This is a genomic window from Flavobacterium sp. I3-2, assembly GCF_013389595.1.
Classification (GTDB): domain Bacteria; phylum Bacteroidota; class Bacteroidia; order Flavobacteriales; family Flavobacteriaceae; genus Flavobacterium.
Genome location: NZ_CP058306.1, coordinates 2,616,939 through 2,629,242, shown reverse-complemented (window position 1 = coordinate 2,629,242; position 12,304 = coordinate 2,616,939). Strand labels below are relative to the sequence as shown.

12 protein-coding genes are annotated in these 12,304 nt (G+C 30.4%); 10 read left to right on the top strand and 2 right to left on the bottom strand.

The genetic code is table 11. The annotated features are described in order from the left end of the window. The first annotated feature begins 83 nt into the window (after positions 1 to 83). From HW119_RS12560 to HW119_RS12550, 3 genes are all read left to right on the top strand, one after another. The gene (locus tag HW119_RS12560; RefSeq protein WP_177764902.1) at positions 84 to 677 is read left to right on the top strand and encodes a Crp/Fnr family transcriptional regulator; all 594 of its coding nucleotides are present in this window, start codon (positions 84 to 86) and stop codon (positions 675 to 677) included. Positions 678 to 748: 71 nt separating this feature from the next. After that, positions 749 to 1,126: a hypothetical protein gene (locus tag HW119_RS12555; protein WP_177764900.1), complete on the top strand. Its 378-nt coding sequence runs from the start codon at positions 749 to 751 to the stop codon at positions 1,124 to 1,126. A gap of 239 nt (positions 1,127 to 1,365) precedes the next feature. Then, entirely contained in the window at positions 1,366 to 2,001 is a 636-nt protein-coding gene (locus HW119_RS12550) for a sel1 repeat family protein (RefSeq protein ID WP_177764898.1), read from the top strand. Between the two features lie 373 nt (positions 2,002 to 2,374). Here the strand turns inward: HW119_RS12550 and HW119_RS12545 are convergent, their stop codons facing one another. Beyond that, complete coding sequence (locus HW119_RS12545; RefSeq protein WP_177764896.1) at positions 2,375 to 3,685, bottom strand: DEAD/DEAH box helicase; 1,311 nt, start codon at positions 3,683 to 3,685, stop codon at positions 2,375 to 2,377. Positions 3,686 to 3,746: 61 nt separating this feature from the next. Between HW119_RS12545 and HW119_RS12540 the strand changes: the two genes are divergently transcribed. From HW119_RS12540 to HW119_RS12530, 3 genes are all read left to right on the top strand, one after another. Next, positions 3,747 to 4,163, top strand: coding sequence for a hypothetical protein (locus tag HW119_RS12540; protein WP_177764894.1), 417 nt, complete (start codon positions 3,747 to 3,749; stop codon positions 4,161 to 4,163). A 146-nt stretch (positions 4,164 to 4,309) separates the two neighbouring features. After that, positions 4,310 to 4,915, top strand: a complete 606-nt coding sequence (locus tag HW119_RS12535; RefSeq protein WP_177764892.1) for an SMI1/KNR4 family protein — start codon at positions 4,310 to 4,312, stop codon at positions 4,913 to 4,915. A gap of 59 nt (positions 4,916 to 4,974) precedes the next feature. Continuing rightward, complete coding sequence (locus HW119_RS12530) at positions 4,975 to 5,583, top strand: hypothetical protein (protein ID WP_177764890.1); 609 nt, start codon at positions 4,975 to 4,977, stop codon at positions 5,581 to 5,583. A 36-nt stretch (positions 5,584 to 5,619) separates the two neighbouring features. Here HW119_RS12530 and HW119_RS12525 read toward each other — a convergent pair whose 3' ends face one another. Further along, entirely contained in the window at positions 5,620 to 6,663 is a 1,044-nt protein-coding gene (locus tag HW119_RS12525) for a peptide-N-glycosidase F-related protein (protein ID WP_177764888.1), read from the bottom strand. 130 nt (positions 6,664 to 6,793) lie between these two features. Between HW119_RS12525 and recG the strand changes: the two genes are divergently transcribed. The 4 genes from recG (at position 6,794) to HW119_RS12505 (ending at position 12,206) form a co-directional block, all read left to right on the top strand. Beyond that, the gene (gene recG / locus HW119_RS12520; protein ID WP_177764886.1) at positions 6,794 to 8,902 is read left to right on the top strand and encodes an ATP-dependent DNA helicase RecG; all 2,109 of its coding nucleotides are present in this window, start codon (positions 6,794 to 6,796) and stop codon (positions 8,900 to 8,902) included. A gap of 2 nt (positions 8,903 to 8,904) precedes the next feature. Continuing rightward, a complete protein-coding gene (locus HW119_RS12515; protein ID WP_177764884.1) occupies positions 8,905 to 9,480 on the top strand; it encodes a non-canonical purine NTP diphosphatase in 576 nt (191 codons plus the stop codon). 96 nt (positions 9,481 to 9,576) lie between these two features. Then, positions 9,577 to 11,412 carry a DEAD/DEAH box helicase gene (locus HW119_RS12510; RefSeq protein WP_177764882.1) on the top strand — a complete coding sequence of 612 codons (1,836 nt, stop codon included), beginning with the start codon at positions 9,577 to 9,579 and terminating at the stop codon, positions 11,410 to 11,412. 74 nt (positions 11,413 to 11,486) lie between these two features. Beyond that, positions 11,487 to 12,206 (top strand): hypothetical protein, encoded by a 720-nt coding sequence (locus HW119_RS12505; RefSeq protein ID WP_177764880.1) that lies wholly within the window; start codon positions 11,487 to 11,489, stop codon positions 12,204 to 12,206. Positions 12,207 to 12,304 lie beyond the last annotated feature (98 nt).

Genomic DNA, 12,304 nt, shown 5'->3' with positions numbered 1-12,304 from the left:
ACTTTTCGCTTCAATTTCCACCACTGACGTCAAGCACCGAAACATTATGTATAAGTTGACCCGAAAACCACGAATAAAACCAAATGACAGAAGAAATTGAAATTTATTTGAACCACATCAGAAGTGTTTGTCCCGAACTGACCGAAAATGAACTTAAAAAATTCAGCGAAAAACTAACCATAACAAAAATTCACAAAAACGATTTTTACATTAAAGCCGGAGAACTTCAAAAACAAGGTGGTTTTTTAGTAAAAGGACTTATTCGGGCATTTCATACGGATAGCTTTGGAAACGAAAAAAATATATATTTCATTCCCGAAAACGAATATACATTTCATTATGCTTCCTTTGTGAACAACAAACCAAGTCCTCTATCTTTTCAATGTTTGGAAACTTCCACCATTATAAATTTTCCGACAGAACATTTGCAAAATGCTTATGACGAAATCTCGAAATTTGAAAAATATGGACGGTTAATTGTAGAAACGAAACTCAAACTGCAACAACAAAGATTGGAAAGTTTTCTTTACCAAAATGCTGAACAACGATACATTAACTTCATTAATCAATATCCGCAACTCTTCAACCGAATAAGCATAACGCAACTTTGCAGTTATTTAGGTGTAGAAAGGCAAACCTTAACAAGAATACGAAAAAAACTGTCTCAATCTCAATAATTGACACAAATGTGTCAGTAAATAGTAATCTATTTTTGTGAAATTTACTGAAAATTTTAAAATTAAAAAAAATGGTAAAAACAGATTTAGAAAAATTCGTAAAAGACTATATTGAAGCTTGGAGTACAACAAACGCTGATGAAAGAAAACAACTGATTGAAAAAGTATATTCATCTTCTGCTGAATTTTACGCTGATGAACCAGGTGATAAAGCTGTAAAGCATCACGGATTGGAGAACATTTACGAAAATATTATGCAAGTAAATGAAAAACTTGTAGTTGGAAATGGATTGATAACAGAAAGTACAGGTTTTTCTGAAAATCACGACACATTACGAGTGACTTGGCAAATGAAAACGCCTGATGGAAACATAGCAATAAAAGGAATGAATTTCTTACAGCTTGACAATTCAAAGAAAATTAAGCGAGATTATATTTTCATCAACTAAAATAACAATCAACCAGCACATAACATGCAGTTTGGCAAAAGAGCGGATTAAGTACAAAGCTGAAAGTTTGTGCTTTTTATTTCGCAAAAATCGCTTGGTTTCGCTTTTCTTTTTATAATTTAGCATCAACGCAAGCGGTTTTGCTTCGGTCGGTGCGAGTTGGACGTTTTGCTCTCCAAAACCGCTTCTTCGCCAAGCTACTCTGGCGTTGACTGCAATTGTAAAAAAACTTTTCGTAAATGAAAGAAATAAAAACCTTTGAAGATTGGAATGATTTATTAATCAAAAAGGATAAATCTGAGGATGATTTTTTATTAATCGCACAAGTTTACGAAGAAGGTTTAATACGTGAAAATAATTTAGAAATTAAAGAAAGTTTCGAAAAGGCTTTCGAGACATATTTAGAAGGTTCACATTATAATTATTGTAAAATAAGAGTTGCTAATTATCTATCAGAAGGAATTGGATGTAAAAAAGACATTAACAAATCAATTGAACTTTATAACGAATTAATCAAAGAAAATTTAAGTACTGCTGCATTTAATTTATCAACTATTTATCGTGATAAAGGTGATTATGCAAAAGTCGTCGAATTACTTTATAAAGTTTTTGAAATTGATAACATATTTCCGATTGAATTAGCCTTTCATTATTTATTTGGATTAGGAATTAAAAAAGATAAACTGAAAGCCAAGGAAATCTTTTTATCAATTATAAATCAATCAAAAAAATATTCTGTTTACGAAATCGAACAAGCTAACTATCAATTAGGATTATTATCATTAGAAAACAATGAAATTCAAAATGCAAGATTTTTACTTTCGCAAAATAATAATGAAATTTCGAATGATTTATTAAACATTATTGGAAGATAATAATATTACAACTGCAGTTAACAAAAGTTTGAAACAATGGCGAGCAAAGGTAAATCTCGAAGTAGTTTTTTTTTGTCGCAATCGCCTATTTCATTTTTATTATTAAATTTAAAAATCAAAAAGGCGTTGCTTAGTTTTGGTTAATCATAAAGTTTCGACTTTATTTTTTCCCCACGTGCGTATTCTATGGATAAAAACAAACCTCTTTATATTTTATCAATTTATTTCAACGAATTCATAATTGGGCGTAATTTTAAATCAATTTATAGCTATATTTAAAAAAGGGGTTCAACTGAAAAAAGAGTCAAACCCATCTCAGTTTTTATTTACACAGTTTTTTGAATACAGCCAAAAATTTTGACAATTATTATTATTAATCTCTTGCCAAAGCAATTTTAACTTTTTTATTTTTAAGTTTCGTATTTTCAAGTACACTTAACAAAGATTTAATTTTATAAGACGAAACCGCAACAAAAGCTTGTGTATCCTTTACTTCAATCAAACCAATATCTTCTTTTTTCAAACCACCAGTTTTAATTAAATAACCAACAATATCAACTTTGTTAACTTTGTCTTTTTTTCCAGCGCTGATATAAATTGTTTTGAAATCGGTGTTATTTTCAATTTTATAATTTCCGGATAAATCTTCTAAAGGCATTTCTGGATCAATAAATTCAAAATGCTCTTCATTGGTAACCATTACGTAAACTGTTCCTTTAGCTTTCATTCGGGCAGTTCGTCCATTTCTATGAATAAATGCATCTTCTTTGTCAGGAATTTGATAATGTACTACACATTCAATTTCAGGAATATCTAATCCGCGTGCAGCTAAATCAGTTGTAATCAAAACTCTCGAACTTTTATTTCTAAATTTCATTAGTGCACGTTCACGATCAGCTTGTTCTAATCCTCCATGAAAACTTCCGTTTGAAACTCCTTTTTTTGTCAACGCTTCGCTAATTCGATCAACAGCATCACGATGGTTACAAAAAATAACAACGGTTTCTTTTCCAATTTTACTAACCAATTTAACTACAGTTTCTAATTTATCTTCAGATTTTGAAACTACTTTTTTTAGAGTTAAATCAGGTTGAGATGCTGTATTTTTTAAAAACTGAATACGTTCAGGATTTTCAATTCCAGTAAAATCAGGTATTTTCTTTAGATTGGTTGCAGAAGTCAACATTCTGAATTGAATATGCTTAAACGAATTGATAATAAAATCCATATCATTCTGAAATCCCATTTCCAAAGCTTTATCAAATTCATCTAAAACAAAACACGAAACATGCTTGGTACTAAAATTATTTTCACGAATATGAAAAGCAATTCTTCCTGGAGTTCCTACCAAAACAGCCGGTGGTGAACTTAAATTATTTACTTCAATTTTTGTAGAATGACCACCATAACAAGAATTAACTTTAAAAGAAGTTCCCATTTTTTTGAAAACACCTTCTATTTGCAAAGCCAATTCTCTAGAAGGAGCTAAAATGACAGCTTGTACTCCACTTACATCATTTTTTAATTTAGAAATAATTGGTAATAAAAATGCAACCGTTTTTCCAGATCCAGTTGGTGATAATAAAATGATGTTATTTTTAATTTTTGAAGCTTCAAAAGCATTAGTCTGCATTTCATTTAATGCTTCTATATGTAAATTTTGTAGTATTTTTGTAGTATTCATAAATGCAAAGTTATGTTTTTTATGGAATATTTGAATCTTAACAAACATTGAATTACAAAACATGCTTTATTTCATTATTTTAGCCACTATAATATGTTTACTATTTTTCTTATGGTACATTTTAAATTTAATTAAGAAAAAAGAAAAAAACAAAAAAGATATTAAAATTAACTTTGAAGATATTGATTCTTTAAATGTTTCAAAAATTGTTATTCAAGAAAATGATATTGATTTTATACGCAATGATTTTTGGTATCAATACAAACAAAAGAAAAAATTAAATAGTGTTAATTTTAATGCATTAAAGAAACATTTTGAGAAAGAAAATAATTTAAAAATTTCTGAATCAAAAAACAGTGAAGATTTATTAAAATTAGACAATTTAGCTTTGATTAATATAATTATTTCAGATTCAGAAGATAAGAATCAAATCGCAAGTGCATTTCATTTAATCGAACAAAAAATATTATCAAATTAAACACTGATTATCAATAATTTTAAGTTTCACATCATTTTTTTATATAAAAAATCAACCTCATTGTGTTTTGTATTCATTTTTTTATAAATTTATATAAGTAAAATTTAAAACGAAATATTAACTAAATAATTTAAGAAGATAACAAAATGGATCAAGCTTGGAATAAATTAATCAAGTGTTTAGACCAAATAACTGATGATTTTAAAGAATTTAATTACGATTTACATCCTGGAGTTACTGATAAAAAAATTCTATCATTAGAAAATACAATCAAAAAGCAATTTCCTGATGATTTTAAAGCTTTTTATAAAATTCATAACGGTGAAAATGCGCACGGTTACGGAATCATGAAAGGAGAAGAATTTTTGTCAATGGAACGTATTCAAGAAGAATGGACTGTTTGGAAAGAATTACTTGAAAATAATTCTTTTACGGATGATGAAGATGACGCTTTTGTTAGTGATCCAGATTCTGGAATTAAAAACGATTGGTGGAATGTAAATTGGATTCCATTTACTTATGACGGTTCAGGAAATCACATTTGTATTGATTTAGATCCGTCTGAAGAAGGTAATTATGGTCAAATTATTCGTGTTTGGCATGATGATGCAGTCCGTGAACTATTAGCAAATTCATTTACAGAATGGATTCAAGAATATATTTCACAATTAGAAAATAACGAATATTTATACTCCGAAGATTATGGCATGCTGGTTCATAAATCGGATTTAGAAGATTGGGAAGAAGATTAAATAATTTAATATTAATACAAATGCATTGAACTTATTCAGTGCATTTATTTTGTAATAAAATGAAAAAAATTTTAACTATTGTATTGCTGATGTTCATTGGAACGGTTTCAGCACAAAACGAAATTGATGAATATATAAATACGGTTATTGTTGAATCAAAAAATTTGAATCAGGTTGACTCAAAAGATTTAACAATGAAAAATACGTTTGATCAATTTTATAATGAAGTTCTACAAAATGATAACGGACAGATTTCAGAAGAATTACTAGATAAAATTACACTTTTAGTTGAAAATCCAAATACAAAAAACATGCAAATAATGAATTTGCTTTTGGTTTTTCAAGATTATATCAATGAAGTTTCTGAAAATCAATCTACTTTAAATCCTGAATTTCAGTTAAAAATAGTCAATGCAATTGAAAAAGAATTCATTGATTTAAAACAAGAAGTTCCTGCACTTATCTATGTTTATAAAATTGAAGCATTACAAACAAATGACATGTTTGACGAATCTGATAAATTAATTGAAATTTCATTAAAAAAATTTCCAAATTCAATTCCAATAAAAGCTTATAAATATTTAGCAACTGAAGATGAAAATGTAAAAAATGATTTAGTTAAAAATCATTCAAATCACTGGTTCGTAAAACAGTTAGATATTAAATAAAAAAATGCCTTCAAAAAATTTTTTGAAGGCATTTTTTTAATCTAAAACTTGAGGTTTAGAAATTGGATTATTACTCTTAACAACCACAAAACTTGAAATTGCATAATATGCATGCGGATTATCAATTTGAGCTTGCATGTTGTTTGTCCATGGTTTAAACTTATACTCGTAATTTAAATCTGTACCTGCAACACTATTAGTAAACGTATCAATTCGTACAGGAACTATCATACCAGGACACCATCCAGCACGATCACCTTGCCAATTTCCTTGTTGATTTTTTATTGGATTAGAAGCACAACCCAATGCCTTTAAATCATGTTCAAAAGTTTGTTGGTTATTTATCCAAACGTGATGTTTTCTAAAGCACCATTCTGCACAACCTCTTCCACTTTCCAACGGTGTTGCGTGTCCCCAGCCCGAAATAATTGTTCTTAAATGCGTACGCTCTGCTGCACTTGGTATTTTAATTGTTTTGGTTAAATCAAAATTATGTTCTTCGCCATACGGAACACCTTCTAACGAATTTTTATTATATTGCATAATCGGAGCGACTTCGTAATATTTAAAATCTGGAGTACCGTAAACATAGTCAAAATCAGCACTAACAAGCCAGCCGTCTGCTCCCCAAACTTCAACATATATTTTAAGTTCGGTATTTCCTTTTAAAACCGATTTAAAATCAGTAACATCAACTTCCAAACCTCTATCTAATGCAGTTGTTGCACGTCCATAAGGTGTGATATATCTTGCAATTTCATACCACTCTCCGCTAACTTTATCTTTAGCATAAACATTAGCATAAACATCCCAAATATTACAACCACCAGTTGGGCAATCAAGTTGTAAAAACATTTTAATGGTTTTCACCTTTTCTACATCATCAGGAAAATTGACCATTTTAGTAGCCGATTGTCCAAAATCATTACTAAAAGCAACTCTTTCTTTATCAAATGTTTTAAAATTTACCGTTTGTTCTTGAACCGTCACTTCATCAGTTGTTCCGTCATCTTTAGAACAAGAAATTGTACCCGCACAAAAACCGAATAAAATCAAACCATAAAGTAGAAATTTTTTCATATAAATAATTTAGTTAGTTAATTTAATATAAAAATATAATTTATTTCGTGAAATAAAAATTAACATTCACAAATTAGATGTTTTTTGAGATTTGGAAACTTTACTTTAAATTAGCCTATTTAAAAATCATATGCAAAATTCAATTTTAGATACTCCAATCGAATACTTAAAAGGTGTTGGTCCACAACGTGGAGATATCTTAAAAAAAGAATTGCAAATTTTCACTTTTAAAGATTTATTAAATTTTTATCCGAACAGATATTTAGACCGAACTAAATATTATAAAATCAACGAATTACATTATCAGTTAACATCTGAAATTCAAATCATTGGAAAAATCATCCATTTAAAAACAGTAGAACAAAAACGTGGAAAAAGATTTGTTGCAACTTTTATGGACGAAACCGGAAAAATGGAACTTATTTGGTTTCAAGGTTTCAAATGGATTAAAGAAAACATTCAACTAAATACACCTTATGTAATTTTTGGAAAACTCAATCATTTCAACGGCAGTTTTTCGATGCCACATCCAGAAATGGAGTTACTTTCAGAACACAAACAAAATATCCGTTCGGGAATGCAACCGGTGTATCCTTCAACAGAAAAACTGGTTCAAAAAAATATTACAAACCGAAGCATTAATAAAATGATGCAACAGGTTTTTATAGAGACTCAGAATTATTTTACCGAAGTTTTTCCGATTACTTTGATAAACGAATTGAGATTACTTCCAAAAAATGAAGCTTTCTTAAACATTCATTTTCCACAGAATTCTGAACTGCTTTCGCAAGCACAATTTCGCTTAAAATTTGAAGAATTATTTTTCTTACAACTGCAATTGCTTTCAAAAAATATTGTTCGGAAACAAAAAATTCAAGGTTTTCCGTTTGAAAAGGTTGGTGCATATTTCAATTCATTTTACAACGAACATTTACCTTTTCCGTTGACAAACGCACAAAAACGCGTTTTAAAAGAGATTCGTTCTGATATGGGAAATCCCGCACAAATGAATCGTTTGTTACAAGGCGATGTAGGTGCCGGAAAAACCATTGTCGGTTTTATGGCCATGCTTTTGGCATTAGATAATGGTTATCAAGCTTGTTTGATGGCTCCGACTGAGATTTTAGCCAATCAACATTATATCGGAATTAAAGAATTAGCAGATAAAGTTGGGATTCATGTTGGTATTTTAACCGGTTCTGCAAAAACAAAAGAACGCAAAGTAATTCACGAAAAACTTGAAAATGGTGAACTTCAGATTTTAATCGGAACACATGCTTTACTTGAAGACAAAGTTGTGTTTAAGAATTTAGGATTAGCCATTATAGATGAACAGCACAGATTTGGAGTTGAGCAGCGTTCTAAACTTTGGAAGAAAAATGTTATTCCTCCTCATATTTTAGTAATGACGGCCACGCCTATTCCACGTACTTTAGCGATGAGTTTGTATGGAGATTTAGATGTTTCGGTAATCGATGAACTTCCACCAGGTAGAAAACCCATTCAAACCTTACATTTTTTTGAAGGAAAACGCCTGCGCGTTTGGCATTTTATTCGAGAAGAAATTGCTATAGGACGTCAAGTTTATATTGTTTATCCGTTAATTCAAGAAAGTGAAAAGTTAGATTATAAAAATTTAATGGAAGGTTACGAAGGAATTTCAAGAGATTTTCCGTTACCTCAATATAGTGTCAGCATTGTTCACGGGCAAATGACTCCGAAAGAAAAAGATGCCGAAATGGAACGGTTTGTAAAAGGCGAAACCAACATTATGGTAGCAACAACCGTGATTGAAGTTGGTGTAAATGTTCCAAATGCATCGGTGATGATTATAGAAAGTGCCGAACGTTTTGGACTTTCTCAATTACATCAGCTGCGCGGTCGAGTTGGACGTGGTGCGGAACAAAGTTATTGTATTTTAATGACCGGTAATAAATTAAGCGACGATACCAAAGTCAGAATGGAAACAATGGTCAAAACAAACGATGGATTTGAAATTGCCGAAGTCGATTTAAAACTTCGTGGTCCAGGTGATATCATGGGGAAACAACAAAGTGGCGTTCTCAATTTACGAATTGCCGACTTAATTAAAGACCAAGAGATTTTAAAACTTGCACGTCATAAAGCAATTGAAATTTTAAAAGACGACATCAATTTAGAAAAGGAACAAAATCAGACATTAAAAAGTATCTTACAAAAAATGTCCGAAAAAAATAATATTTGGAATTATATCAGTTAATTATGAAAATTGTATTTGCATCAAACAATAAAAATAAGATTCAAGAAATAAAAAATCAACTTCCGAAGGAGATTGAATTGGTTAGTTTAGAAGACATCGGTTGTTACGAAGATATTCCAGAAACAGCAGAAACTATCGAAGGAAATGCCATTTTAAAAGCAAATTACGTTACCGAAAAATACAATTTACCTTGTTTTGCCGACGATACAGGTTTAGAAATCGAAGCTTTAAACAACGAACCTGGAGTTTATTCGGCTCGATATGCAGGTGAACACAAAGATTCTAATGACAACATGGACAAGGTCTTAAAAAATCTAGAAAACATTGAAAATCGTAACGCACATTTTAAAACCGTAATTGCTTTAAATTTAAACAATCAACAACATTTATTTACTGGAATTGTTGAGGGTACAATTGGAACTGAGAAAATTGGAACAAATGGTTTTGGCTACGATCCTATTTTTACTGCCAATAATTTTAATAAGACTTTTGCTGAAATGAATTTAGATGAAAAGATTAAAATAAGTCATAGAGGATTAGCAGTTAAACAATTAATTGATTTTCTGAATAAGCAATAAAAGGGTCGATATATAAGAATTTTTTATTAAATATTCAATAAAAAATAGTTCTGTATCGATTATAAGCATTACATTTGTGGCTATTTTAAATTTTATATGAATAAATTCGAACAATTAGGATTAAATGAGTCGCTTTTGATGGCGATTAAGGACATGGGGTTTGAAAATCCGTCTGAGGTACAGGAAAAAGCGATTCCCCTATTATTGGATCAGGATATTGACATTGTTGCATTAGCACAAACGGGAACAGGAAAAACAGCGGCGTTTGGTTTTCCTTTAATTCAAAAGATTGACGCAGAAAATAAAAGCACTCAAGCTTTAATTTTATCTCCAACGAGAGAATTATGTTTGCAAATCACTAATGAGATTAAGCAATATTCAAAGTATGTAAAAGGTTTACATACTGTAGCGGTTTATGGTGGGGCGAGTATTACAGAACAAGCCAAAGAGGTTAAACGTGGAGCACAAATTATTGTTGCTACTCCAGGTCGTATGCAAGATATGATCAACAGAAACTATGTAAACATTAAAAACATCCAGTTTTGTGTATTAGACGAGGCTGATGAGATGTTAAACATGGGATTCTATGAAGATATTACTTCTATTTTATCTGATACTCCAGAAGACAAAAAAACATGGTTATTCTCTGCAACAATGCCACAAGAAGTTGCTAGAATTGCAAGAGAGTTCATGACAAAACCTACAGAAATTACAGTAGGACACAAAAATCAAGGATCAGTTAACGTTTCGCACGAATTCTATTTAGTAGGAGCTCGTGATCGTTACCAAGCCTTAAAACGTTTAGCAGATGCGAACCCAGATATTTTCTCGGTAGTTTTCTGTAGAACAAAAAGAGACACACAAGCTGTAGCAGAAAAACTTATCGAAGATGGTTACAATGCAGCAGCTTTACACGGAGATTTATCTCAAGCACAACGTGACGGAGTTATGAAAGCTTTCCGTGGACGTCAAATTCAAATGTTAGTTGCAACAGACGTTGCTGCTCGTGGAATTGACGTTGATGATATTACTCACGTAATTAATTATCAATTGCCAGATGAAATTGAAACGTACAATCACCGTTCTGGTCGTACTGGTCGTGCTGGAAAAACAGGAACATCTATTGTAATTGTTACAAAAAGTGAATTACGTAAGATTTCTTCAATCGAAAGAATCATCAAAACTAAATTCATTGAAAAACCTGTTCCAACAGGAATGGAAATCTGTGAAATTCAATTACTACATTTAGCTAATAAAGTTAAAAATGTAGAGGTAGATTCTGAAATTGATAAATACTTACCTAATATTATGGAATCTTTAGGAGAAATTTCTAAAGAAGATTTAATTAAAAAAGTATTCTCTGTTGAGTTCAATCGTTTTATTGAATACTACAAAAAACAAGACGCATTACAACCTCAAAGAGGTGAACGTGGCGAAAGAGGTGAACGCACTCCTATTTCAAACGACGGAACGACTCGTTATTTCTTAAACCTTGGAGCAAGAGATAATTTTGACTGGATGAGCTTGAAAGATTTCTTACGTGAAACTTTAGATTTAGGTCGTGATGATTTATTTAAAGTTGACGTAAAAGAAGGATTCTCTTTCTTTAATACTGATTCTGTTCACGCAGAAAAAGTAATGGAAGTTTTAAACAACATCAACCATGAAGGACGTCGTGTAAATGTTGAAATTTCAACAAATGAAGGTGGCGGAAGAAGCTCAAGAAGAGATCACAACAACAGAGGTGGTCGTTCATCAGGAGGTTTCGGAGGCGAAAGAAGACGTTCATTCTCAGGTGATCGTGAAGGTGGAAGAGAAAGAAGATCTTCAGACAGAAGTTTTTCAAATCGCTCTTTTGACAAAGAACGTCCAGCTAGAAATGAAAGAAGTTCAACTCGTGGAGATCGTCCAAGAAGAACTAAAAATGATTAATTGTTAATTATTTAATAATTACATATAAAACTGTAAAATATCTATTACTTTTGAGTAACTCTTTAAAAGCATTTATGAGATATTTTACAGTTTTATTTTTTTTAGTTGCAACTCTTTCAGCATCAGCTCAAAAACAAGTTGTAAAAGGAAATATCATTAACGAATTAACCAAATATTCCGAACAAGGAATAAACATTATCAATTTGAACTCATTAAAAGTTTCTAAATCTGATCAAAATGGATATTTTGAGATTGAAGCTAATTTGAATGATTCACTACACTTCTCTTCTGAAGGTTATCGGTCTTTAAAATTAAAAGTTACAAATGATTGGTTGAAAAACGCTTCAATGACAGTTTATATAAAAGATAATTCAACAACTTTAGACGAAATGTACATTAGTACATTAAAACTAACTGGTTTTCTTCAGGTTGATACTAAACTTATTGAATTAAATGATTATTACTATTACAAACAATTCAAACCTGCTGAATTTTCAACAACTTTCACACCTAAATTAAATCCTGTTGATGCCATTTATAATTCATTCAAAAAGAACTCAGTTAATTCTAAAAAAATTGAAAAATTAAAACAAGAATCCGAATTAATTGAAATGATGAAAACCAAATTTGATCGTGAAACGGTTTCTGCTTTATTAAATATTCCTAAAGACGACATCGTAAAAGTACTTCAAAATTGCAATCATACAGAGCGTTTTATTTACACAGCTTCGGATTATCAAATTTTTAACGCCTTGAACGAATGTTTTCAAGTTTATAATATTGAGAAAAAATAATATCTTTTTAGGTATTATTTTTTTTATTCTTAAAGTTCACATCCTTGTCTTTTAAAGAATAAAATGTAATTTTGTAATCATAATATACACAACATAAA

Excerpts from the sequence above, each read along its gene's own strand:
- recG (WP_177764886.1), top strand. The coding sequence starts at position 6,794 with ATGCAAAATTCAATTTTAGATACTCCAATCGAATACTTAAAAGGTGTT.
- HW119_RS12510 (WP_177764882.1), top strand. The coding sequence starts at position 9,577 with ATGAATAAATTCGAACAATTAGGATTAAATGAGTCGCTTTTGATGGCG.
- HW119_RS12560 (WP_177764902.1), top strand. The coding sequence starts at position 84 with ATGACAGAAGAAATTGAAATTTATTTGAACCACATCAGAAGTGTTTGT.
- HW119_RS12550 (WP_177764898.1), top strand. The coding sequence starts at position 1,366 with ATGAAAGAAATAAAAACCTTTGAAGATTGGAATGATTTATTAATCAAA.
- HW119_RS12530 (WP_177764890.1), top strand. The coding sequence starts at position 4,975 with ATGAAAAAAATTTTAACTATTGTATTGCTGATGTTCATTGGAACGGTT.
- HW119_RS12525 (WP_177764888.1), bottom strand. The coding sequence starts at position 6,663 with ATGAAAAAATTTCTACTTTATGGTTTGATTTTATTCGGTTTTTGTGCG.
- HW119_RS12505 (WP_177764880.1), top strand. The coding sequence starts at position 11,487 with ATGAGATATTTTACAGTTTTATTTTTTTTAGTTGCAACTCTTTCAGCA.
- HW119_RS12545 (WP_177764896.1), bottom strand. The coding sequence starts at position 3,685 with ATGAATACTACAAAAATACTACAAAATTTACATATAGAAGCATTAAAT.
- HW119_RS12515 (WP_177764884.1), top strand. The coding sequence starts at position 8,905 with ATGAAAATTGTATTTGCATCAAACAATAAAAATAAGATTCAAGAAATA.
- HW119_RS12535 (WP_177764892.1), top strand. The coding sequence starts at position 4,310 with ATGGATCAAGCTTGGAATAAATTAATCAAGTGTTTAGACCAAATAACT.
- HW119_RS12555 (WP_177764900.1), top strand. The coding sequence starts at position 749 with ATGGTAAAAACAGATTTAGAAAAATTCGTAAAAGACTATATTGAAGCT.
- HW119_RS12540 (WP_177764894.1), top strand. The coding sequence starts at position 3,747 with ATGCTTTATTTCATTATTTTAGCCACTATAATATGTTTACTATTTTTC.